The organism is Ilumatobacter sp., from assembly GCF_030065885.1.
Classification (GTDB): domain Bacteria; phylum Actinomycetota; class Acidimicrobiia; order Acidimicrobiales; family Ilumatobacteraceae; genus Ilumatobacter.
Genome location: NZ_JASJCS010000062.1, coordinates 1 through 23,549, shown reverse-complemented (window position 1 = coordinate 23,549; position 23,549 = coordinate 1). Strand labels below are relative to the sequence as shown.

Annotated in this window: 21 protein-coding genes; 16 read left to right on the top strand and 5 right to left on the bottom strand. The window is 70.4% G+C overall.

Going from position 1 to position 23,549, the window contains the following annotated elements:
• Positions 1–55 precede the first annotated feature (55 nt).
• From QNJ12_RS13860 to QNJ12_RS13835, 6 genes are all read left to right on the top strand, one after another.
• Positions 56–1,468 (top strand): ABC transporter substrate-binding protein, encoded by a 1,413-nt coding sequence (locus QNJ12_RS13860; protein ID WP_300623339.1) that lies wholly within the window; start codon positions 56–58, stop codon positions 1,466–1,468.
• Positions 1,469–1,671: 203 nt separating this feature from the next.
• Positions 1,672–2,559 (top strand): carbohydrate ABC transporter permease, encoded by an 888-nt coding sequence (locus QNJ12_RS13855; RefSeq protein WP_300623337.1) that lies wholly within the window; start codon positions 1,672–1,674, stop codon positions 2,557–2,559.
• Positions 2,559–3,482, top strand: a complete 924-nt coding sequence (locus tag QNJ12_RS13850) for a carbohydrate ABC transporter permease (RefSeq protein ID WP_300623335.1) — start codon at positions 2,559–2,561, stop codon at positions 3,480–3,482. Before QNJ12_RS13855 ends, QNJ12_RS13850 begins: the two co-directional genes overlap by 1 nt.
• Positions 3,483–3,527: 45 nt before the next feature.
• Positions 3,528–5,576, top strand: coding sequence for an alpha-galactosidase (locus QNJ12_RS13845; protein ID WP_300623333.1), 2,049 nt, complete (start codon positions 3,528–3,530; stop codon positions 5,574–5,576).
• Between the two features lie 36 nt (positions 5,577–5,612).
• The gene (locus tag QNJ12_RS13840) at positions 5,613–6,473 is read left to right on the top strand and encodes a DUF4931 domain-containing protein (protein WP_300623331.1); all 861 of its coding nucleotides are present in this window, start codon (positions 5,613–5,615) and stop codon (positions 6,471–6,473) included.
• Between the two features lie 6 nt (positions 6,474–6,479).
• Positions 6,480–9,374, top strand: coding sequence for a glycoside hydrolase family 2 TIM barrel-domain containing protein (locus QNJ12_RS13835; RefSeq protein WP_300623329.1), 2,895 nt, complete (start codon positions 6,480–6,482; stop codon positions 9,372–9,374).
• On the opposite strand, the gene QNJ12_RS13830 is transcribed toward QNJ12_RS13835, so the two are convergent.
• Entirely contained in the window at positions 9,355–10,038 is a 684-nt protein-coding gene (locus QNJ12_RS13830) for an HAD-IA family hydrolase (protein ID WP_300623327.1), read from the bottom strand. The two genes, QNJ12_RS13835 and QNJ12_RS13830, sit on opposite strands and share 20 nt — an antisense overlap.
• Positions 10,035–11,171: a galactokinase gene (gene galK, locus QNJ12_RS13825; protein WP_300623325.1), complete on the bottom strand. Its 1,137-nt coding sequence runs from the start codon at positions 11,169–11,171 to the stop codon at positions 10,035–10,037. Before galK ends, QNJ12_RS13830 begins: the two co-directional genes overlap by 4 nt.
• Positions 11,172–11,237: 66 nt before the next feature.
• Here galK and QNJ12_RS13820 point away from each other — a divergent pair, with 66 nt between their 5' ends.
• From QNJ12_RS13820 to QNJ12_RS13800, 5 genes are all read left to right on the top strand, one after another.
• Complete coding sequence (locus QNJ12_RS13820; protein ID WP_300623323.1) at positions 11,238–11,468, top strand: DUF3107 domain-containing protein; 231 nt, start codon at positions 11,238–11,240, stop codon at positions 11,466–11,468.
• Between the two features lie 112 nt (positions 11,469–11,580).
• Positions 11,581–12,513: an ArsA family ATPase gene (locus tag QNJ12_RS13815; RefSeq protein WP_300623321.1), complete on the top strand. Its 933-nt coding sequence runs from the start codon at positions 11,581–11,583 to the stop codon at positions 12,511–12,513.
• Positions 12,510–13,652 carry an ArsA-related P-loop ATPase gene (locus tag QNJ12_RS13810; protein WP_300623319.1) on the top strand — a complete coding sequence of 381 codons (1,143 nt, stop codon included), beginning with the start codon at positions 12,510–12,512 and terminating at the stop codon, positions 13,650–13,652. The genes QNJ12_RS13815 and QNJ12_RS13810 overlap by 4 nt, the downstream gene beginning before the upstream one ends.
• Positions 13,649–14,878 (top strand): class I SAM-dependent rRNA methyltransferase, encoded by a 1,230-nt coding sequence (locus tag QNJ12_RS13805; RefSeq protein WP_300623318.1) that lies wholly within the window; start codon positions 13,649–13,651, stop codon positions 14,876–14,878. The genes QNJ12_RS13810 and QNJ12_RS13805 overlap by 4 nt, the downstream gene beginning before the upstream one ends.
• Positions 14,879–14,942: 64 nt before the next feature.
• Positions 14,943–15,416: a GyrI-like domain-containing protein gene (locus tag QNJ12_RS13800; protein ID WP_300623316.1), complete on the top strand. Its 474-nt coding sequence runs from the start codon at positions 14,943–14,945 to the stop codon at positions 15,414–15,416.
• Positions 15,417–15,633: 217 nt separating this feature from the next.
• Here QNJ12_RS13800 and QNJ12_RS13795 read toward each other — a convergent pair whose 3' ends face one another.
• Positions 15,634–16,212 (bottom strand): HD domain-containing protein, encoded by a 579-nt coding sequence (locus QNJ12_RS13795; protein WP_300623314.1) that lies wholly within the window; start codon positions 16,210–16,212, stop codon positions 15,634–15,636.
• Between QNJ12_RS13795 and QNJ12_RS13790 the strand changes: the two genes are divergently transcribed.
• Positions 16,097–17,791 carry a sensor histidine kinase gene (locus QNJ12_RS13790; protein ID WP_367281792.1) on the top strand — a complete coding sequence of 565 codons (1,695 nt, stop codon included), beginning with the start codon at positions 16,097–16,099 and terminating at the stop codon, positions 17,789–17,791. The two genes, QNJ12_RS13795 and QNJ12_RS13790, sit on opposite strands and share 116 nt — an antisense overlap.
• A 52-nt stretch (positions 17,792–17,843) precedes the next feature.
• Positions 17,844–19,568: a hypothetical protein gene (locus QNJ12_RS13785; RefSeq protein WP_300623310.1), complete on the top strand. Its 1,725-nt coding sequence runs from the start codon at positions 17,844–17,846 to the stop codon at positions 19,566–19,568.
• A gap of 5 nt (positions 19,569–19,573) precedes the next feature.
• Here QNJ12_RS13785 and QNJ12_RS13780 read toward each other — a convergent pair whose 3' ends face one another.
• Positions 19,574–19,888, bottom strand: coding sequence for a WhiB family transcriptional regulator (locus QNJ12_RS13780; RefSeq protein ID WP_300623309.1), 315 nt, complete (start codon positions 19,886–19,888; stop codon positions 19,574–19,576).
• A 260-nt stretch (positions 19,889–20,148) separates the two neighbouring features.
• On the opposite strand from QNJ12_RS13780, the gene QNJ12_RS13775 reads away from it, so the two are divergent.
• The gene (locus QNJ12_RS13775; RefSeq protein WP_300623307.1) at positions 20,149–20,844 is read left to right on the top strand and encodes a glycerophosphodiester phosphodiesterase; all 696 of its coding nucleotides are present in this window, start codon (positions 20,149–20,151) and stop codon (positions 20,842–20,844) included.
• Here QNJ12_RS13775 and QNJ12_RS13770 read toward each other — a convergent pair.
• A complete protein-coding gene (locus tag QNJ12_RS13770; RefSeq protein WP_300623355.1) occupies positions 20,833–21,756 on the bottom strand; it encodes a diacylglycerol kinase family protein in 924 nt (307 codons plus the stop codon). The two genes, QNJ12_RS13775 and QNJ12_RS13770, sit on opposite strands and share 12 nt — an antisense overlap.
• A gap of 106 nt (positions 21,757–21,862) precedes the next feature.
• Here QNJ12_RS13770 and QNJ12_RS13765 point away from each other — a divergent pair, with 106 nt between their 5' ends.
• Together QNJ12_RS13765 and QNJ12_RS13760 are read left to right on the top strand one after the other, a co-directional pair.
• Positions 21,863–22,639, top strand: coding sequence for an electron transfer flavoprotein subunit beta/FixA family protein (locus QNJ12_RS13765; RefSeq protein ID WP_300623305.1), 777 nt, complete (start codon positions 21,863–21,865; stop codon positions 22,637–22,639).
• 20 nt (positions 22,640–22,659) lie between these two features.
• Positions 22,660–23,549 (top strand): electron transfer flavoprotein subunit alpha/FixB family protein (locus QNJ12_RS13760; RefSeq protein WP_300623303.1); only part of this gene is annotated, 890 nt, incomplete at its 3' end.

Here is a 23,549-nt window from a genome sequence, read left to right as displayed (position 1 = left end):
TTACTGGGAATTCATGACACGCTCGCTACCCGGCGGGCGAAGAGGGGAGTACAACATGACCGAAACCAGGCAGTCACCGAGCCCGTCCGCCTACGGCTACTCGCTCGGCCGCCGCAAGTTCATCAAGGGTGCGGCCGGCGCGGCCGGCGCCGGTCTCCTGCTGCCCGCCACGTTGGCGGCCTGCGGTGACGACGACGACGATGACGGCGCGACCGACACCGACACGGGCACCGCGACCGATGCGACCGACGCTGCGACCGACGCCACCCAGGCGCCCGCGGCGGCGCCCGGCAGCTTCGATGCCTCGGGCGAGACCTCGCTCGGATCGAACTACTCGAACGAGCTCCCGCAGAACGGTCTGGCGGCGGCCGTCGCCGCACTGCCCAACGCCGATGTCAGCGTGAGCATCAACGAGGTCGACCACAACACGTTCCAGGAGAACATCACGACCTACCTGCAGAACCCCGACGACGTGATCCCGTGGTTCGCCGGCTTCCGCATGCGGTTCTTCGCCGCCCAGGACCTGCTCGGCGACATCACCGACGTGTGGGATGCCGGGCTCAACGACCTGCTCGGCGAGGGTTTCAAGGTCGCCTCCACCGGCGACGACGGCAACCAGTACTTCGTGCCGTGGACGTACTACATCTGGGGCGTCTACTACCGGCCGAGCCTGTTCGAGGAGAACGGCTGGACCGCGCCGACCGACCTCGACGGTCTGCAGAGCCTGGCGTCGGACATGCAGGACGCCGGTATCACCCCGTTCGCCTTCGCCAACGACGGCCGCTGGCCGGCGATGGGCACGTTCGACCAGCTCAACTTCCGCCTCAACGGCTACCAGTTCCACGTCGACCTGATGGCCGGCAGGGAGAGCTGGACCGACGAGCGCGTGAAGAACGTCTTCACCACGTGGGAGTCTCTGCTGCCGATCCACCAGGAGAACCCGAACGGGCGCACCTGGGAGGAGGCCGCGGCGGCCGTCGTGAACAAGGAAGCCGGCATGATGACGATCGGCACCTTCATCGGTTCGCAGTTCCCCGACGGTGACACGAGCGACCTCGACTTCTTCACCTTCCCCGAGCTCAACGCCGAGCACGGCACCGGCACGGTCGAGGCCCCGATCGACGGGTGGATGATGGCCCGGAGCCCCTCGAACGAGAACGCCGCCAAGGAGCTGCTGTACCACTTCGGTACCGCGGTCGCCCAGGAGGCGTACCTCGCGGAGGATCCGAGCGTGGTGGCCCCGTCGACCGACGTCGACACCTCGCTCTACAGCCCGCTGCAGACGAAGGTGCTCAACGCCGTCGCGGCGGCGCCGAACGTCACCCAGTTCCTCGATCGCGACACGAGCCCCGAGTTCGCGTCGAACGTCGCCGGCCCCGCGCTGGCCGACTTCCTCGCCGACCCGTCTCGGATCGACTCGATCCTGGAGGACATGCAGGCCCAGGCCGAGGTCATCCTCGCCGGCTGATCCAGCCCTGGAGGTCGTCGCTGCGGTCAGACCGCGGCGACGACCTCATCTTCTCTCACACACACACGCCACACGACCGGGGGGTAGGTATGGCGAGCACCACGGCGGCTTCGGCCGCTACTGCTGAGGCGCGCCCGAGACGCGCCAGGAAACCGAAGAAGCTCGGACAGTTCCAGGGGCGCGATCGCACCGTCTTCCTGATCATGGTGACGATCCCCACGATCCTGCACGTCGGGCTCGTCTGGGTGCCGACGCTGGCGTCGATCATCCTGTCGTTCACCGACTGGAAGGGCATCCGGTTCTCCGACCTCAACTGGGTCGGCTTCGAGAACTACGACCAGATCTTCACGGTCTTCGACAAGATGTTCTTCCAGGCCCTGATCAACAACACGGTGCTGCTCGTGTTCCTGTTCATCGGGCCGACGATCTTCGGGATGTTCCTGGCGTACCTGCTCGACAAGAACATCCGCGGCACCCGGGTGTACCAGAGCGTGTTCTACACGCCCGTGGTGCTCTCGCTGGCCGTCGTCGGGTTCATGTGGCAGAGCGTCATCTACTCGACGGAGAACGGGCTCGCGACCGAGCTGTTCGGCGGCGGCGAGCCGATCGACTGGATCGGCAACCAGGACTTCCTGATCCCGTTCAGCGACAACTACGGCATCTCGAAGAACTTCATCGCGATCCTCGTGGCGATCGCGTGGCGCCACACCGGCTACATCATGGTGCTGTACCTCGCGGGCCTGAAGAGCGTCGACAACTCGCTCAAGGAAGCGGCGTCGCTCGACGGCTGCAACGAATGGCAGTCGTTCCGCCACGTCGTGTTCCCGACCCTCAAGCCGATCAACGTCGTGATCTCGGTGATCACCGTCATCGAGGCGTTGCGGGCGTTCGACATCATCTTCGTGCTCAACACGCCGCGCAAGACCGAGGTGCTGTCGATCCTCACGACCAACAACCTGCTCGGCGAGGGCGGCGGCAACGTGGGACGTGGCTCGGCCTACGCCACGATCCTGTTCCTGCTCTGCCTGGGCTTCGTGATCTGGTACGTGACCAACCACTACCGCCGCACGCAGGAAGGAGCTGAGTCCTGATGGCTGCCACGACGACATCCACGACTCCGGTCGCCGACAGCGACTTCGGCTTCGAGGAGAACAAGGCGCCGATCCGCCCGGCCCGGATCCTGCTGTACATCTTCCTGACGCTCACCGCGTTGGTCTGGATGGTGCCGATCCTCGGTGCGATCTACGCGTCGTTCCGCCCGTTCAGCGAGACCGTGCGCGACGGGTACTTCGCGGTGCCCGACTCGCTCACGCTCGAGAACTACCGGAACGCGTGGGAGCAGGGCGACATCCTGCAGAAGTACTGGAACACGTTCCTGATCCTCGCCCCGGCGCTGGTCCTGACCCTGTTCTTCTCGAGCATGGTCGCGTTCGCCGCGAGTCGGTACAGCTGGAAGTTCAACATCACCTTCCTGGTGCTGTTCACCGCCGGCAACCTGCTGCCGCAGCAGATCATCATCCAGCCGCTGTTCCAGATCTACAACCGGATCGAGCTGCCCGAGTTCCTGTCGAACTCCGGGAAGCTGAACGGCAGCACCTGGGGACTGATCCTGATCCACGTCGCGTTCCAGAGCGGGTTCTGCACGTTCGTGCTCAGCAACTACATGAAGCTGCTGCCGAAGTCGCTCAACGAGGCGGCCAAGGTCGACGGCGCCGGTGTCTGGACCCTGTACTGGCGGATCATCATGCCGCTGACGCGACCGGCGCTCGCCGCGCTGGCGACCCTCGAGTTCACGTGGATCTACAACGACTTCTTCTGGGCCGTCGTGCTCGAGCAGCAGGGTGCCGACCGTCCGATCACGTCGTCGCTCGCCAACCTCGGTGGTGAGTTCTTCACCGACGACAACCTGATCGCGGCCGCGTCGATGTACGTCGCACTCCCGACGTTGCTCGTCTACCTCGCCCTGCAGAAGCACTTCATCGCCGGGTTGACGCTCGGCGCCGACAAGGGCTGATCCACGATCGACGTCGTCCATCTCTCCTCGGAGACGCTCGCCGTCGTGCTGGTGCACGACGGCGGCGTACCCGAGATCGGCTCGCTCGGGCCTGCGCTCCACGAGTACGAGCCGGCTGCCGTCTCGCCGCCCGTCGCCAACGCCACCCTCGACACACCCGTCCCGGTCGCGCTCGTCGCCGAGGAGGCCAGCGGCTTCACGGGGCGACCGGGCGTGGCCGGCGCGAGGCTCGACGGCTCGGCGTGGTCTCCCCGGTTCGGGCTCACGGCGGTCGAGCGCCCGGACGCCGCGACGGCCGTCTTCCGGCTCGACGATCGGGTCGCCGAGCTCGAACTGACCCTGACGCTGCACGTCGACGACGTGTTGCGCGTCACGGCCGAGCTCCGCAACACCGGTTCGTCGCCGTACGTCGTCCACCGCCTCGCGCCGTCGATCGCGATGCCGACCCACTGCACCGACGTCATGACCTTCGGCGGCCGATGGTGCCGCGAGTTCCAGCCTCGCCGGACCAGCTTCGAGGGCTCGATCCTCGTGGAGAACCGAACCGGCCGAACCTCGCACGCGCAGCTCCCCGCGCTGTTCGCCGGTTCGTCGGGTTTCTCCGAGCGGTCCGGCGAGGTGTGGGGCGCGCAGCTCGCGTGGAGCGGCAACTACACGATCGCCGCCGAGCACCTGCCCGACGGGCACCGCCACGTTCAGCTCGCCGAGCTGCTCGCGCCAGGTGAGGTCGAGCTCGCGCCGGGCGACTCCTACGCCGCCCCCGACGTGTTGGTGGCCTGGTCCGACCGCGGCCTCAGCGGTGCGAGCCAGGCGTTCCACGCCCACGCCCGGCGGCACCTGCCGAGCAGCGGGCCACGGCCGGTGATCCTCAACACGTGGGAGGCGGTGTACTTCGACCATCGCCTCGACACGCTCCAGCAGCTCGCCGACGTGGCGGCCGACGTCGGTGTCGAGCGGTTCGTTCTCGACGACGGCTGGTTCGGCGGGCGGCGCGACGACACCGCCGGCCTCGGCGACTGGTGGGTGAGCGACGCCGTCTGGCCGAGCGGGCTCGCCCCGATCGTCGATCACGTCCGCTCGCTGGGGATGGAGTTCGGGCTGTGGGTCGAGCCCGAGATGGTCAACCCCGACTCCGACCTCTACCGGGCCCATCCCGAGTGGACGCTCACGACCACCGGCTACGAACCGGTGCTCGGCCGGCAGCAGCTGGTGCTCGACCTCGGCCGGCCCGAGGTCCGCGACTTCCTCTTCGGCGCCTTCGACGCCCTCCTCCGCGAGTACGAGATCGCCTACCTCAAGTGGGACATGAACCGCGACATCGTCCAGGGATCGAGGCACGGCCGGGCCGGCACGCACGGCCACGTCCTCGGCGTCTACGAGTTGATCGACCGGCTCCGCGCCGCCCATCCCCAGCTCGAGATCGAGAGCTGCGCGTCGGGTGGCGGACGCGCCGACCTCGGCATCCTCGGTCGCACCGATCGCATCTGGACCTCCGACTGCAACGACGCGCTCGAGCGGCAGCTCATCCAGCGCGGGTTCAGCATGCTGTTCCCGCCCGAGGTCATGGGTGCCCACATCGGCCCCGAGCGCGCCCACACGACGGGTCGCCGTCAGGATCTGGGGTTCCGCGCCGCAACTGCTCTGTTCGGCCATCTCGGCGTCGAGTGGAACCTGCTGGATGCCGACGCCGACCAGCGCAAGCAGGTGGCTGCGGCGATCGATCTGCACAAACGGCTCCGCCCGCTGCTGCACGGCGGCCGCGTCGTCCGCGTCAGCCACCCCGACCCCGCTGCGATCGTGCACGGCGTCGTCGACGACACCGCCTCGCACGCCCTGTTCGCGTACGTACAACTCGGTCCGTCGGCGGCCACCCTGCCCGCGCCGGCGCGGTTCGACGGTCTCGACCCGGCGCGGCGATACAGCGTGGCAGTGCTCGGCGACCTCGACTCCGCCAAGGAGTTCGGGCGCCGGCGACCGCAGTGGATGTCGGAGGAGGTCGTCATCTCGGGTGACCAGCTGATGCGGCGCGGACTGCAGCCGCCGGTGCTCCACCCCGAATCCGTCTTGCTGTTCGAGCTTCGGGACGCCGCGTGATGGCGCGGCGCCGCGAGATCCACGAGGGAGTGTCCCATGAGTGATGTTCGCCACGAGACGCGCGTCGATCCGACGATGGGCACCGTCGTGCATGTCGTCGGGGCCCGTCAGAAGCGCCCCAACCTGCCGTCGTCGGGGTGCCCGTTCTGCGTGGGTGGCCTCGAGGCGCCCGAGCCCTACGACGTGCACTGGTTCACCAACCGCTGGCCGGCGATGGACGGCGAACGCTGCGAGGTCGTGCTGTACACGTCGGAGCACGACGCCACGTTCTTCTCGTTGGGCACGCCGGGCGCCCGCAAGGTGATCGACCTCTGGGCCGACCGCACCGAGTCGCTCGGGAGCCGCGACGACGTGGACTACGTGCTGGTCTTCGAGAACCGGGGTCCCGAGGTCGGCGCCACGATCGCCCACCCCCACGGCCAGATCTACGCGTACGACCACGTGCCGAACCGGCAGTCACGGCGGCTCGCGGGCGGTTGGAAGCCCGACGTGGACGCCGGTCCGCGCGCCGTCGCCTCGGTCGAGGGGTGGTCGGCGTGGGTTCCGCACGCACCGACGTTCCCCGTCGCGCTCGAGGTCGCACCGATGGACCACGTCGGCGCGCTCCCCGACATGGACGACGCCCAGCGCGATTGCCTCGCCTCGCTCCTCGTCGACATCTTCGCCCGGCTCGATCGGCTCTACGACCAGCCGTTGCCGTACATGATGTGGCTCAACCAGCGTCCGACCGTCACCACCGGCTACGACGACGCGTGGTTCAACATCGAGATCGTCTCACCGTGGCGCTCGGCCGGCGTCCATCGATTCATCGCCGCCGCCGAGATCGCATCGGAGGAGTACTTCAACCCGGTCATCCCCGAGGACCTCGCCGCCCGCTTGCGCGACCTGGCCGGCTGAGCGGGCATGCTGCCCGTCATCGGCGAGATCGAGCCGTGGGCGATGCCGGCAGTCACCGAGCTGCGGCGCCTGCCGTCGCACGTCCCGCTCGTCGGCTTCGACCGCCGCAGCCTCGACGGGACGTGGCAGCTGGAGCTGTTCGAGCGTCCCGACAGGGTGCCCGCCGCGGCGCTCACCGGTGACCGCCGGCGAGCAGTCGCAGCGCCGGTCCCGGGCAACTGGACGATGCAGGACCTCGGTGGCTTCTGCGATGTGCCCCACTACACGAACGTGCCGATGCCGTTCCCAGGGCCGCCGCCCCGTCTGCCCGACCGCAACCCGACCGGCGTCTACCGGCGGTCGTTCACGGTCCCGGCGGCGTGGACCAGGCGTCGCACGGTGCTCCACGTCGGCGGCGCCGAGAGCGTGCACGCCGTGTACGTCAACGGCGGCTTCGCGGGCTACGGCACCGACAGCAGGCTCCCGAGCGAATACGACGTCAGCGACCTGATCGAAGCCGGCGAGAACGACGTCGCGGTCGTCGTCGTCCGCTACAGCGCGCAGAGCTACGTCGAGGACCAGGACCACTGGTGGATGGCCGGCCTGCACCGATCGGTGTGGGTCGAGTCGCGGCCGACCGTGCATATCGCCGACCTGCCCATCGTGAGCGACTACGACCCCGCCGACGGGTCCGGCTCGGTCGAGGCCACCGTCCGGGTCGAGTTCGGCGATGCCCCGCTCGAGGGGTGGACCGCCCGTGTCGCGCTGACCGACGCTGCCGGCAAGCGCGTCGGTCGTGACCAGGAGCTGGCCGTGCCCCACGTCTTCGAGGCGCCGTACGTGTTCGAGGGCCACCGCGTCACCGCCCGCTGGCAGCTCCGGCGCGCCGAGCCGTGGACCGCCGAGACACCGCATCGCTACACGGTCACCGCCGAGCTGGTCGACCCGTCGGGACGCGTCGTGCAGACCGAGGAGCAGCACGTCGGCCTCCGCCGGGTCGAGGTCCGTGACCGCCGGCTGCTGGTCAACGGGCAGCCGATCTGGATCTTCGGCGTCAACCGCCACGACCACCATCCGGACCGCGGCAAGGCCGTGACGGTCGACGACATGCGCGCCGACCTCGAGCTGATGCGGGCCCACAACATCACCGCGGTGCGCACATCGCACTACCCGAACGACTCGGCGTTCTACGACCTGTGCGACGAGCTCGGCATGTACGTCGTCGACGAGGCGAACATCGAGAGCCACGCGTACAACACGTCGCTGTGCCACGACCCGACCTACCGGGCGACGTGGCTCGAGCGCGGCACCCGCATGGTCGAGCGCGACCGCAACCACCCGAGCATCATCGTGTGGAGCCTGGGCAACGAGAGCGGCTACGGACCGCACCACGACGCGCTCGCAGGCTGGGTCCGCTTCGTCGATCCCTCACGGCCGGTGTTCTACGAGGGTGGGACCCTGCACCACGGGTGGGTCGACGGCGCCGCACCGGCGAACGACCTCGTCTGCCCGATGTACCCCGAGGTCGAGGCCATCCGCCGGTACGGCGACGCCGCCGCCGGGCAGCGCCCGCTCGTCATGAGCGAGTACAGCCACGCGATGGGAAACAGCAACGGCGGACTCGCCGACTACTGGGACGTGATCACCACGACGCCGGGGCTCCAGGGCGGGTTCATCTGGGAGTGGAAGGACCACGGTCTCCGCCAGCGGTTGGCCGACGGCACGACGCGGCTCGCCTACGGCGGACAGTTCGGCGACGAACCGAACGACGGCAACTTCGTCGCCGACGGCTTGGTGTCGGCCGATCTCGAACCTCACCCGGCCATGCGGGAGGTCGCTTGGGTCCATCGCCCGGTCACGGTCGAACGTGCCCGAGGCGGGTTGAAGGTGACGAACCGCAGGTCGTTCACCGGTCTCCGCGACCTCCGTGCGACGTGGGAGCTGATCGTCGACGGCGAGGTCGCCGAACGCGGCACGCTCCGGATGCCGCAGCTGGCGCCGCGCGCCGGCACCGTGGTGGCGCTGCCCTGCGCAGTCCCGAACGAGGGACACGACGTCGTGCTCCACGTCCGCTGGGTGACACGGCGCGACAACTGGTTCGCCCCTGCCGGCCATCTGGTGGCGTGGGACGAGTGCGTGCTGCGGCGGCCCCGCCGGTGGCCGCGGCCGCCCGGCCGGGTGATGCCGTCGACGGTGGTCGACCCGTCCGACCTGCTCGTCGACCAGCCGCGCCTCAACCTCTGGCGCGCAGCCACCGACAACGACGGGTTCAAGCTGCGGCCCAACCTGGTGCGACGGCGCGCCTGGGCGGGTCGTGCCCTGCGAGGGTGGCTCGCCGCCGGCCTCGACCGCCGGCCGCCCGACGAGCTCGTCGACCACGACGTCAGCGTCAGCGCCGACGAGCACGGCACGACGTACCGTCACGTCGTGACGGCCGAGATCGACGACCTGCCGCGCGTCGGGGTGGTGCTCACCCTGCCGGGGCGCTTCGACCGGATGCGGTGGTTCGGTCGCGGGCCGCACGAGAACTACCCGGACCGCAACCGCGCCGCGATGCTCGGCGTGTGGGAGGCGCCCCTCGACGAGTCGCCGTACCTCGTGCCCCAGGAGTTCGGGCTCCGCACCGACTGCAGGTGGTTCGAGCTGCTCGCCGGCGACGAGGTGCTCCGCATCGACGCGATCTCGGGCCCGCTGCACGTGTCGGCGACGCACCATCTGCCGGCCGACCTGTTCGACGCGCCGACCGCGACCGAGCTGCGACGCCGCGACGAGGTCGTCGTCTGCATCGACGCCGCCCACCGCGGTGTCGGCACCGCGAGCTGCGGTCCCGACCTGCCGGTCCGGTACCGGCTGGGGGCCGGCCGCTACGACGTCGCCTACCGGCTCAGCGCCCGCGCCGGAGTCACCCCACGACCACGGTGAGCGGCCCGTCGGCGGCGACCGGGTCGACGGTGATCGTGACCGATTCGAGGTCGGGCACCCGCGCTGCGGGTGGCACCGCCCACGGCCGGTCGCCGACGGCGACGATCGTCGCACCCGCAGCCTCGGCCGCCACGGCGCCGGCGGCCGAGTCCTCGAACACGACGCAGCGGGATGCCTCGACGCCCAGCGCCGCGGCCGCTCTGAGGAACGGCTCGGGATGCGGCTTGCCGTCGACCACGTCGTCGGCGGTGACCACATGGGTCGCGGGGATGCCGGCTGCCGACCAGCGTGCAGTCGCGAGCCGACGCGACGCCGATGTGACGATCGCCCATCGATCGGTCGGCAGCCCGAGGAGCAGATCGGTCGCACCGGCGATCGGCGTCGTTGCTGCGGCGGCAGCCACCTCGAGGTCCTCGAGGGTCGCGACGGCGTCGTCGACGTCCGTGGCCGGAAGGTGCCGTCTGAGGATGGCATCGGCCGGGACACCCGCGATCTCGTCGGACATCGCCTCGAAGTCGAGGCCGAACCGGCGGGCCAGTTCGGCCCATGCCGTCAGCACGCGGGCGTGGGAGTCGACGAGGACGCCGTCGCTGTCGAACAGCACTGCGTCGGCCCGCAGGGTGATCGGGCCGGCGCCGGTCCCGGCATCGGTGCCCGCCCTCACGCAGTTCCCAGCACCGACGCCCCGGCCGCCGGCGAGCAGATCCAGATCCGTGCCCGCAACCCGTCGTGGTCGTACCGGTCGACGACGTCGCGGCCGAACCGGTCGGCGTCGTCCGCCCGGACGAGGGCCACGGCGCAGCCGGCGAACCCACCACCGGTCATCCGGGCACCGAGGCAGCCCGGCGCGCCATGGGCGACCTGGACGATCGCGTCGAGCCCCGGGCCCGACACCTCGTAGTCGTGGCGGAGCGATTCGTGGCTCTCGGTCATCAACCGACCGAGCTCGACGACGTCACCCGCGCCCATCGCCGCCGCGGCGTCGACGGTGCGCTGGTTCTCGGTGACGACGTGGTGGGCGCGGCGCCGGTCGACCGGGTCCATGACAGCGGCGATCGTCGCCGGCGTGGCGTCGCGGAGCGAAGCGATGCCGAGCTCGGCGACCACGCGTTCGCACGCGGCCCGCCGATCTCCGTAGGCGGCATCGGCGAGCACGCGCCGGGTGCCGGTATCCATCACGGCGACCACCGCGTCCGCCGGCATGTGAGCTGGCGTCAGCGTCAGGTGGCGGCAGTCCATCAAGCTGGCATGGCCCTCGACCGCCCCGGCCGAGATGAACTGGTCCATGATGCCGCTCGGCAGGCCGACCACCTCGTTCTCGACGCGCTGGCCGAGGCGGGCGACGTCGATGGGCTCCCACGTGACGCCGGCCCGATGGAGCAGCGCCGTGATCGCCGCCACCTCGATCGCGGCCGACGACGACAGGCTCGCGCCCGTGGGGATGTCGGTGTCGACCGCCGCCCGCCAGCCTCCGGTCGGCACGCCGTGCTCGGCAAGGAGGCTGATGACGCCGGCCAGGTGGCGCGCCCACGACGCGACGCTCGCCGGGTCGCCGTTCGGGTCGATGACGATCTCGCCGAACCCCGCAGAGGCGATGGTGGCGGGTCCTGCCCGCTGGTCCCCGTCCGAGCTGAACGCGACGGCGGTGTCGAACGGCAGCGCCATCGGCAGCGTGAACCCCTCGTTGTAGTCGGTGTGCTCGCCGATCAGGTTGACGCGGCCCGGTGCGCGGGCGACGAAGTCCGGATCGCCCCAGCGGCTGCGATGCGCGGCGGTCGCTCGTTCGGCTGCGCTCACGGCGGCAACCTAGCGTTCCCGTGGAGGAGATGCGGAACGGCGAGCAGCGCCGATACCGTGCTGGCCGTGGACGTACGAATCGGTGTGACGCAGGCCCCTCGTGAGCTCTCGGTCGAGGTGGACGACGCCGAGCGCGACGATCTCAAGTCGAAGGTCGAGGCGGCACTGTCCGGCGCCAGCGACGTCCTGTGGATCGTCGACAAGCGTGGCCGCGACATCGCGGTGCCCGCCACGAAGCTCGCCTACGTCGAGGTCGGTTCGGCCGACGGCGACCGCCGCATCGGTTTCGGGGGCTGATGCCCTCCGGGGTGATGGGCGGCTCGGTCGGTCCGTTCCGACGGGGCTCGCCGATGCCCACTCATCGCACCGGGGTCGGCCGCCGGCCCGCCGGGCTGCTCGGTATCCGCACGTGATCCTCGACCGTCGGCTCATCTTCGTCACCGGCAAGGGCGGCGTCGGCAAGACGTCGGTCGCAGCGGCGCTCGCTCACCTCGCTGCCCGGCAGGGCCGCCGGATCCTCGTCTGCGAGATGGATGCGAAAGGGTCGCTCGCCGCCGCGTTCGATGCGACCGAGCTCGGGTTCGAACCACGCGAGCTCGAGCCGAACCTGTTCGCGATGGCGATGAACACCGAGGACGCCCTCCGCGAGTACCTCCGCCTGTTCGTCAGGGTGCCGTTCCTCGGCAAGATCAGACCGCTGGCGCGAACGTTCGACTTCGTCGCCGACGCTGCGCCGGGCGTCAAGGAGATCCTGGCCGTCGGCAAGCTCTGCTACGAGGTCCGCGAGGGCCACTACGACTGCGTCGTCGTCGATGCCGAGGCATCGGGCCACATCGTCGCCCAGATCGGCGCTCCGAAGGTCATCCGCGATCTCGTGCACGTGGGGCTGGTCCGCGACCAGACCGACTGGATGCTCGACCTGTTGCGCGACGAGGCGACCACGGGGGTCGCCGTCGTGACGACGCCCGAGGAGATGCCGGTCGCCGAGTCGCTGTCCCTGATCCACCGCCTCGACGACGAGACCGGCATCTCGGCGAGCGTGCTGATCGCGAACCGCGTGCTCCCGGCCCTGTTCGACCGGCGCCAGTCCGTCGTGGTCGATCGGCTCGACGACGCCCGTCCACTGGTCGTCGAGGCGGTCGGCCGTGCGGGCGCAGCCGTGCTCGAGGCCGCGACCATCACCGAGGCGCGGCGGAAGGTCGGTGCCGGCCACCTCGCACGGCTGACGGGTGAGGTCGATGGGCTGCCGATGCTGATCGTCCCCGAGTTGTTCACCCGCGCCACGGGCCGCCGGGTCGTCGCCCTGGTCGCCGAGGCGCTCGCGGAGGAGCTCGACGCATGAGGGACCTCCACTCGCTCCTGGCAGCGAAGGAGATGGTGCTCGTCTGCGGTTCGGGCGGTGTCGGCAAGACGACGGCGTCCGCGGCCCTCGCCGTGGACGCCGCCACCGAGATCGGCGGCCGGGTGCTGGTGCTCACCGTCGACCCGGCGCGCCGCCTGGCCGACGCTCTCGGCGTCGGCCGGCTCGGCAACGAAGCCGTTCGCGTGCCCGACGAGGCGTTCGGCGACATCGAGCCCCGCGGCGAGCTGTGGGCCGCGATGCTCGACACGAAGGCCGGCTGGGACGAGCTCATCGAGCGACATGCACCCGACGTGCAGGTGCGCGATTCGGTGTTGGCGAACCCGCTGTACCAGAACATCACGAGCCGCTTCGTCCACAGCCACGACTACCTGGCGATGGAGCGCCTGCACGAGCTGCACTCGTCGGGCGAGTACGACCTGATCATCGTCGACACCCCACCGTCGCGCAACGCGCTCGACATCCTCGACGCACCGGGCCGGATGAAGGAGTTCTTCGGTTCGCGCCTGCTGAAGTGGCTGACCGTGCCGTACCGCTCGCGGCTGTTCACGGTGGCGTCGAGGCCCTTCTACCAGGTCGCCGACCGCGTGCTCGGTTCCCGCTTCCTCGAGGACATCGCCGAGTTCTTCGTGCTGTTCCAGGCGATGGAGCGTGGCTTCGTCGACCACGCGCGCGAGGTCGAGCAGCTGCTGGCCGATCCGCGCACCACGTTCGTCGTCGTCTCCACCCTCGAGGCCGCTCCCGCGTACGAGGCGGCCTACCTCGCTCGTGAGCTCGTGCGCCGCGAGCACCACCTCGGGGCGATCGTGGCGAACCGGGTGTTGCCGTCGACGTTCACCCGCCCCGCTGCCGCCACGAGCGCCCGCAAGCTCGAGCGAGCGGCACGCGGCGAGCTCGCCGACCGGGTGGGCGCTGCGATCGACGCCTCGCCCGACACGGTCGGCGACGTGCTCACCGAGGTCGCCACGCGGTTCCACGACGTCGCCGTCGTGGCCGCGCGAGAGGCCGAGCGGCGTGCCGAGCTCGAGGTGTTGAGCCCGCTGCTGGTCAGTGCACCGGTGCTCGATCGAGACGTGAACGACATCGCGGACCTCCGCGAGCTCGCCGGGCACCTCTCGTGAGCCTCGAGGCGCTTCCGGTGGTCGGCGAGCGACGGATCGCGGTCCGGGTCACCGCCGACGCGCTGCGCCAGATCCGCGGGGGTAGCCCGTGGCTCTACGACGGCTCGATCACGTCGACCAGTCACGAGGGCGCGGCCGGCGACCTCGCCGTGATCTTCGATGGCAAGCGCAAGTTCGCTGCGATCGGTCTCTGGGACCCCTCGTCGCCGATCCGGGTCAAGGTGCTGCACGCCGGCGCACCGGTCGCCATCGACGCGGCGTGCTGGCGTGGTCGCCTCGAGGTGGCACTCGAGCGTCGGCGCGGGCTGATCGACGACGATGCGACCACGGCGTTCCGCTGCGTGCACGGCGAGAACGACGCGTTCCCGGGCCTCGTCGTCGATCGGTACGACCGCACGCTCGTCGTCAAGCTGTACTCGCCGGCCTGGTTCCCGCACCTGCGCCTCGTCGTCGAGCAGCTCGTCGCGCTCGTCGACCCCGAGCGGGTCGTGGTGCGGCTCGGCCGCGGCGTCGCGAGCGGCGAGACGTTCGGCCTCCGCGACGGCGACACGGTGGTCGGTCGGCCACCGGCGACGCCGATTCGGTTCCTCGAACGCGGGCTGCTGATGGAGGCCGACGTCGTGCGCGGCCAGAAGACCGGCCACTTCCTCGATCAGCGCGACAACCGGGCGCTGGTCGGCGCGATCGCCGACGGCGCGCACGTGCTGGACGTGTTCGCCAGCACCGGCGGCTTCTCCCTGGCTGCGGCGGCGGGCGGTGCGGCATCGGTCCACCTCGTCGACCAGTCGGCGCCGGCCCTCGACGCCGCCGAGCGCAACTTCGCGTTGAACCGGCGCCGTGTGCAACGCTGCGCCGTCCGCCGCACGGTCGGCGACGCGTTCGCCGTGCTCGAGCAGCTCGGCCGACATGACGAGCGGTACGACGTCGTCGTCATCGACCCACCTTCGTTCGCCTCGAACCAGGCGGCGGTGCCGCGAGCTGTCGCTGCCTACGCACGGCTGGCCCGGCTCGGTCTCCCGCTCGTCCGCCCCGGCGGCACGTTCGTGCAGGCCTCGTGTTCGAGTCGGGTCGGCGCCGACCAGCTCGGCGCGGCGGTGCTCGACGCGGCACGGTCGCTCGGTCTCGACGTCCACGTGACCCGCCGCACCGGCCACCCCGTCGACCACCCGATCGGCTTCGAGCACGGTGAGTACCTGAAGGCGCTCTTCCTCGCCGTGCGCGGCTGATCACGCTGCGCCGCGCTGGTGTTCGGGGCGCAACGGGCGCACACTGGATCGCGGAGGTGTGGCCATGAGCACAGCACTTCGTCACGGCGAGATCGTGCATCTCGACCGACAACACACGGCCGTCGTGGCCGGACGGGCGCCGGTCGCCGAGCTCCCCGACTTCTTCCAGCAGGCGTACGGGTCGGTGTTCGAGGCGCTGGCGCAGGCCGGCGTCGAGCCGATGAGTCCCCCGATGGCGTATTACCCGTCCGAGCCGGGCGACGTCGTCGACGTCGAAGCCGGCGTGATCGTCGGCGAGGAGTTCACCGCCCGCGGCGAGGTCGTGCCCTCCCACGTGCCCGGCGGTCGCACGGTCGTCGCAACGCACGAGGGTCCCTACGACACGCTCGAGGTGACCTACCGGTCGGTGCTCGAGGAGCTGGACGACGCGGGACTGACGAGGCGGGAGGTCGGCGTGTGGGAGGAGTACCTCACCGACCCCGACAGTGAGCCCGACCCGAACCGTTGGCGCACACGCCTGCACATCCCGATCGGTTGATCGGGCTGCGCTCGTGGCGCCGCTGATGTAGCGGCCGCCCTTCCGGAGCTGCGGTGCTCACTGGCGCTGCGCTCCTCGCCTGCTCGGCCGGCGCGGCGTGATCAGCTGACCAGACGGGCCGGCTTCGCCTGCCGTGCTCGCCGTCTCCGCTGCCGCTTCGACGCCCGCCCGACCGCACGTCGGCGTCGGCTGCGGTGGCGAACGTGGCGGCCTGCAGCTACTCGACGGGGGTGAGGGCCGCGCCGTCGGGCACGAAGAACTGCTGGATCAGCGGTTCGAAGTGGGAGAGGGGTGCGCTCGTGTAGTCGGGGTCGAACGCGGTCTGGTCGTACTTGTGGCAGAACTCGGCCGTGTAGTCGTAGTACGGCGAGCCGGCGAACCGGTCACGGGTGTCGCGGTCCATGCCGAGGTGGTGCCAGAAGTAGTACCCCTGGAAGATGCCGTGGTGCTCGACCATCCAGTGGTTCGCCTCGGAGACGAACGGTTTGACGATGCCCGCCGCGATCGAAGGGTGGTTGTAGGGCGACAGCGTGTCGCCGATGTCGTGGAGCAGCGCGCACACGACGTACTCCTCGTCGCGGCCGTCCTCCTCGGCGCGGGTCGCCGTCTGCAACGAGTGCTCGAGCCTCGAGACGGGGAAACCGCCGAAGTCGCGCTCGAGCAGCTTGAGCTGCTCGACGATGTTGGCGGCCGCCAGGGCCTGCGTGTGGGGCAGTTGGGCGGCGATCGACGCCCATTCCTCCTGCGTCGACTCCTCGAAGGACGTGAACGTTGCACGGGGCGCGCCGGCGGTCATGGCCCGACTGTACGCCGCACGGCACACCGGCCGGCGAGCGGTGTTCACCATCCGCCACCCGGATCGGCAAGACTCGGTGCCGATGTCGAAGCTGACAGAACTCGTTCGTGAACGGACCACCCTCGATCGAGACCAGGTGGCACATCTCAACCGGCTCGTGTCCGAGTGGGGGACGCTGGCCGATCTGAGCTTCTCGGACCTGCTGCTCTACGTGCCGGTCAGCGACGGGAACTGGATCACGGTCGCGCAGGTGCGGCCGGCAACGGCGCAGACGCTCTTCGAGTCGGACTGGGTCGGTTCGCTGGCGACCCGTGCGATCATCCCGCTGCTCGACCAGGCGTTCGAGAGCGAGGCGGTGCGGCGGGGCGAGATCGACCTCTCCGGGCACGACGACGCCACTCGGCTCCTCGCAGTCCCCGTGGTGCGGGGCGGCCGGCCGATCGCCGTCATGGCGGGGATGCGGGTCGAGCTCTCGGGCCGCCGTCCGGGCGAGCTCGAGCGCGCGTACGGCGACCTGTTCGATCGCTTCGTCGACATGATCGTGGTCGGCGCGTTCCCGTTCGAGCAACGCGTCGGCGACTCCAGCGCCGCACCCCGCGTCGGCGACGGGGTGGTGTGGCTCGACGCCGAGGCCGAGGTGCAGTACGTCTCGCCCAATGCGAACTCCGCGCTCCACCGGGTCGGCATCCAGGCGTCGGCCGTCGGCATGCGGCTCGCCGAGCTCGGCTTCCACGACGGACCGGTCCGCCAGGCCTTCGAGCGCGGCGAACCGGTCATCGAGGAGTTCGAACAGGGCCCCGACGTGACGTTGCTCTGCCGATGCGTGCCGTTCGTCGGCCAGCTGCAGCACGGCGACGTCTCGGGGGCGCTGCTCCTGATCCGTGACGTCACCGAGCTCCGCAAGCGGGACCGCCTGCTGCTGACCAAGGACGCCACGATCCGTGAGATCCACCACCGCGTCAAGAACAACCTGCAGACGATCTCGTCGTTGCTCCGGCTCCAGGCGCGGCGGTTGACCCACCCCGAGGCGATCTCCGCCGTCGGCGAGTCCGTGCGCCGCATCAGGACGATCGCGCTCGTCCACGAGGCGCTGTCACGCGATCCCGGCGACGAGGTGACGTTCGTCGAGATCGTCCGGCCGCTGCTGCGACTCGCCGAGGAGGGACTCCAGTCGCCCGATCGGCCGGTGCGCTTCTCGGTGCGCGGCGACGGCGGCCGGATCCCGGCTGCGATCGCCACCCCCCTGTCGGTCGTGCTCACCGAGCTCCTCCAGAACGCCGTCGATCACGGCTTCCCCGAGGGCTCGGGAGGCGGCTCGGTCGTGGTCCACCTCCGCAATCTCGGCCACGAGCTCCACCTCTCGGTGATCGACGACGGTCGCGGCGTCGAGGCCGGGTTCAAGCTCGAGGACGCCACCGGGCTCGGTCTGTCGATCGTCCGGACGCTCGTCACCACCGAGCTCAACGGTACGATCACGATGCGGCCCCCGACGCGCGACGACCTCCGGCTGCCGCCCGACTCGCAGGCGCCGCACGGCACCGTGATCGAACTGGTCGTTCCGATGGGGGATCGCCCGTGACGACGCGCCGGCCCGGTGAGGTCCGGGGCGGCGTCTCGCTGCTCGGCGGTTGATGCGCGCCGCCGTCGACGCCGTCGCGACGTGGCTGCGTTCGCACCGCTGGGCGGCGGCGCTGCTCAGCTGGCTCGTCGGTGCGACCGTGTTCTTCCGGACGCCGATCTTCTCGGGCTTCGACACGATCACCGGCGACCGGGGCGACGCCCGGCTGATCGTCTTCCTCCACGAGCACTGGTGGCTGGTGTGGACCGGCGACGCCGAGTGGCGGTCGCCGCCCATGTTCCACCCGGTCGACGGCACGCTCGGCTACTCCGACACGTTCATCGTCAACCAGGCGGTCTACGCGCCACTCCGGCTGCTCGGTGCCGACCCGTTCGTCTCGTTCCAGGTCGGGTTGATCGTGCTCACGCTCGTGGGATTCGCGTCGATGTTCGCGATCCTCGATCGACATCTCGGCCTGCCGCCGGCGCCGGCGCTGTTGCTGTCGGCGACCGCAGCCTTCGCCAACAACCTGTACGTCGACACCGGGCACCCGCAGCTGTACTCGGTGCAGATCATCCCGGCCATCGTGTTGCTCGGCCTCGAGGCGTGGGTCGCCGAGAGCCGGCGGCGCCGGTTGCTGCTCTCGGCCGCTGCGGGCGCCCTGCTCGGGCTGCTGCTGTGGTCGAACTTCTACTTCGGGTGGTTCGCCGCGCTCGTCGGCGGGTTCGTGGTGCTCGGCGGCGTGGCGATCGGCCTGGCGCTCGGTGCGGGCCGTACGATCTGGGCCGCCGTCGTCGAGCGACGGGACGCGATCGTGGTGGCGCTGGCGGCGCTGGGTGTGATGCTCGTGCCCTTCCTGGTGACGTACCTCCCGGCGCTCGAGGACAGCGAACCACGCAGCTACGACGAGGTCGCCGGCCTCGCGCCTCGACCGGCCGACATCGTCAACGTCGGCGGCGGCAACGTCGTCTGGGGTCGGCTCGTCGGATCGCTGCTCGATGCCGAGCGGCTCGGCCAGCTCCACCGCAACGTGGCCGTCACGCCGGTGTTGCTCGTCGCGGCCCTCGCAGCCGGTATCGCCCTCGCGCGACGGCTCCGTCACGCACCGAGGCCGGCGCCGGCGGTCGTCGGACTCGCCTGCTCGCTCGTCGCTGCGTTCGTCGTCGTGCTGCCGATCCAGTTCTCCTTCGGCGGCATCTGGGCGTGGGTGCACCGGTTCGTGCCCGGCGGTGACGCGATCCGCGTCTACGGTCGCATCGAGGTCGTCAACGTCTGGGTCGCGTGCGCGGCCATCGCGTGCTGGCTGGCCGTGCGCGGCCGGCCCGGCGCAGACGCCGATCCCGACGTCGCCCGTGACGTCGCCGACGGTGGAGGTGCCGCGCCTGGCGACCGGCGGCTCGCCACGTGGCGATCGGTCGCGCCGATCCTGCTGCTGGGGGTGATCGTGGCCGAGCAGCTCAACACGACCTCGCTGTTCCGCGAGTTGGACCGGGGCGCGGAGCTGGCCCTCGTCGGCGACGTGGCCGAGCCCCCGGCGGCATGCCCGTCGTTCTACGTCGTCGACGTCGAGGAGCCCGACATCGACTACACCAACATCGACGCGATCCTGATCGCGCAGGAGATCGGGTTGCCGACCGTCAACGGCTACTCCGGCCTGCGGCCGCCCGGCTGGTGGCTGCAGCCCGAGCTGCCGACCTACGAGGCCGACGCGGCCGACTGGGCGCGCACGTCGGGGATCGCGGTGCCGTGTGCCTACGACGTCGTCGCGAACCGCTGGATCGTCACCGCCTCGCGGTGACCGGGTCAGCTGGCGGCAGCGGCGGCCGCACGAGCGGCGCGCAGCGCGGCGGCCCGCTTGCGGCGGATGACGCGGCGCTCCTCTTCGGAGAGGCCGCCCCAGATGCCGGAGTCCTGGTTGGTGTCGAGGGCGAAGTCGAGGCATTCCTGTGCGACGCTGCACTCGGCGCACACCTGCTTGGCGTGGTCGATCGACGTCAGCGCGTGACCCGTGGTGCCGACCGGGAAGAACAGGTCGGGATCGGTGTCACGGCACAGGGCGTGATCGCGCCACACATCGGCGTTGGCGGCGAGGGCGAGACTGGACGCAAGGATCGACACGAAGGAGCTCCTCGTAGGTGTGAAGGTGTTGATGGCGGCGGCTGCCGGCGGGCGTGTTGGCTCTGCCGTGCTGGTCCGGAGGGCGGCGACGCAGCGTGCTGATCGTTCGGCGGGAGCGGAGGGCCTGCAAGTACGTACGTTAGATCGTGCCCCCCGCCCTGGCAAGAAGATCAGATAGAACGTCGGCTGCCATCTGTTTTCGAGATGCCGGGGCGGCGCCCCCGTCCCATCGGCATCGAGCGATCTGGCACGCTCTTGTCATGACGATCGTGATCGCGCATCGCGGCGCATCGCAGGCAGAACCCGAGAACACCGTCGCCGCCTTCGAGCGGGCCGTCGAGATGGGAGCCGATGCGATCGAGCTCGACGTGCGCCGGACCGGCGACGACCGGCTGGTGGTCCATCACGATCCGGCCCTCGCGGACGGCCGCGTGATCGCCCGGACGCCGGCGTCCGATCTGCCGGCGCACGTGCCGGATCTCGATGCCGCGCTCGACGCGTGCGCCGGCGCCGTCGTCAACATCGAGATCAAGAACATCCCCGGCGAACCGGACCACGACCCGGCCGACTGGATCGTCCACCGGCTCGCCACGGTCCTTGCGCGGCGGGGTGCCGACGCCCGCTGGCTGCTCTCGTCGTTCCGGCCCGAGACGGTTGCCGCCTGCCGCGTGGCGATGCCTGCCGTCCGAACCGCGCTCCTCACGATGGACGCCGACGACGCGGCGATCGCTCGCGCCGTGTCGGCCGGCCACGTCGCGATCCACCCGTTCGTCGGTCAGCTCGGCGAGCCCGCCGTCCGCGCCGCCCACCGGGCCGGCCTGGCGGTCAACACGTGGACGTGCGACGACGCCGACCGCATGCGACAGCTCATCGCCTGGGGCGTGGACGGCATCTGCACCAACGTGCCCGACGTCGCGCTGACGGTCCGGCGCTCGGTGGCCGGCTCAGCCGGTTGAGTCGGCCGGCTCGGCGGGGAACACGAGCTGCACGGCGTCGGGCACGTGCTGGAACTCGAGCCGGTCGACGTCGCCGAGGTAGTCGCCGTCGAGCTGGTACGGGAACGGTGTCTCGGCGTCGACCACCATCTCGTCGACGTCGCGCCACTCGACGAGGTGCTCGCTCGCGGTCACCCCGCCGCCCCGCAGGGCCGACCCGAGGCCCTTGAGGATCGGCCCGACCCGCAACGTCCGGAACGCCACGACCACGAGACCGCGGTCGAGCGTCGCGGCGGGGGAGAGGTCGAGCGGGCGGTTGCCGAGATAGGTGTACGGGTTGGTGTTCAAGACGATCGCGAAGTACCCGTCGTCGACTCGCTCGTCACCGTGCCGCAGCGAGAAGTGCGGGGCGCGGCGGTCGTACCCGCGCAGCCAGGTGGTCAGTCCGGCCGAGATGAACAGGGGATGGCCGAGCCAGCGCTTCAGCGACGCCCGCCGTTCGACGGCTTCGACCACGGCGGCGTCGAAGCCGATGCCGGTGTGGAAGCAGAAGAAGCGGCCGTTCACGCGGCCGAGGCCGATCGGGCGCAGGTCGGCGGCGTCGAGGCCGGCGGCGAGGTGGTCGGCGGCCGCGACCGGGTCGTTGGGCATGCCGAGCGTTCTCGCGAACACGTTCGTCGAGCCGCCGGGGAGCACGCCGAGTGCGGTGTCGGTGCCGGCGATGCCGGTCGCCACCTCGTTGAGGGTGCCGTCGCCGCCGTAGCCGACGACGACGTCGATGCCGCGCCGGGCGGCATCGTGGGCGAACCGGGTGGCGTGGCCGCGGCGGTTCGTCTCGACGACCTCGACGTCGTGACCCTGCCCGAGACGCCGGTGGACGACGACGGTGTTCCGCGCCGTGACCGACGACGCGAACGAGTTGACCACGAGCATGATCCGCAAGAGGGGGACGGTAGCAGCGCGGGTGCGGCCGGCCGACCGACGCCGGGGGTCGAGCCCGGTTGGGACGGCAAGTGACCGGCGAGTAACAATGGTCGGCATGAATGTGATCGTGTGCGTGAAGCAGATCCCCGACCCGGCCCTGCCGGGTGAGCTGGATCCCTCGACGAACACCTTGAAGCGCGAGGGCAAGCTCATCCTGGACGAGTCCGACAGCTACGGCGTCGAGATGGCACTGCAGCTGGTCGACGCCGCCGGTGAGGGTGAGGTGAGCATCGTGTCGATGGCCGCGGACGGCGAGGTGTCTGGCATGCGGACCGCCCTCGCGATGGGCGCTGCCAAGGGCGTGCTCGTGTCCGACCCCGAGCTGGCCGGTTCCGACGCGCTCACCACCGCCAAGGTGCTCGCCGCCGCCACCCAGAAGATCGGCGGCGCCGACCTGATCCTGACGGGCACCGAGTCGTCGGACGGCTACACGGGTACGGTCTCCGAGCAGCTCGCCGAAGTGCTCGAGCTGCCGTCGGTGACGTTCGCCAAGAGCGTCGCCGTCGAAGGCGGCACCCTCAAGGTCAACCGCCAGACCGAAGCCGGCTACAACGAGGTCGAGTGCAGCCTGCCTGCCGTCGTGAGCGTCACCGCAGGTGTGGTCGAGCCTCGCTACCCGAGCTTCAAGGGGATCATGGCGGCCAAGTCGAAGCCCGTCGATGAGGTGACCGCCGGCGACCTCGGTGTCACCCCCGTCGGCTGGGGCGGCGCCGGCCAGCAGATCGTCGACGTCGCGCAGGCGCCGGCGCGTGAGGCCGGAGAGGTCATCGAGGACGACGGCGAGGCGCACCTGAAGATCATCGAGCACCTCGAGAACCTCAAAGTCATCTGAGCGAACGAAGGAAGAGAACCATGGGAATCGACAACATCTGGGTGTTCGCTCAGGGCGCCGACGGCGCACCGACGACGAGCACACTCGAGCTCCTCACGAAGGCCCGTTCGCTGGGCGGCTCCATCTCGGCGTTCGTCGTCGGCGATGCGAGCTCGTTCGCCGCCGCACTCGGCGAGCACGGCGCCGCGAAGGTCTACGCCACCGGCGATCTCGGCGCAGGTCTCCCGGGTCCCGCCGGGTCCGCCGCCATGAAGGCGGTCATCGAGGGCGGTGACGCCCCCGACCTGATCATGTTCCCCCAGTCGTACGAGAGCCGCGACGTCATGAGCCGCCTGTCGGTGAAGCTCGACCGTACGGTGCTCACGAACAACATCGACATCGCGGTCGACGGCGACGCCGTCAAGGTCACGACGCCGGTCTTCGGCGGCGAGACGCTCGTGACGACCACGTTCACCGGTGAGGGCCCGTTCCTCGCATCGTTCCGGCCGAAGTCGTTCGAGCCCGAGGCAGGAGGCGCCGGCGCCGGCGAACTGGTGGCCGCTGCGGTGCCCGATCTCGGGTCGACGGCGGGCGCCACGGTCACCGCCGTTCATGTCGAGGAATCCTCCGGCCCGAAGCTCGACGAGGCGGCCGTGGTGGTCTCGGGTGGGCGAGGCCTCGGCGAGGCCGAGAAGTTCGAGATGGTCGACCAGCTCGCCAAGCTGCTGCAGGGCGCCGCCGGCGCCACGCGTGCGATCGTCGACGCCGGGTGGGTGCCGTACGCGATGCAGGTCGGTCAGACCGGCAAGGTCGTGAAGCCCAACGTCTACATCGCGGCCGGCATCTCGGGTGCGACCCAGCACATGGTCGGCATGAAGGGCTCGAAGAACATCATCGCCATCAACAAGGACCAGGAGGCGCCGATCTTCGG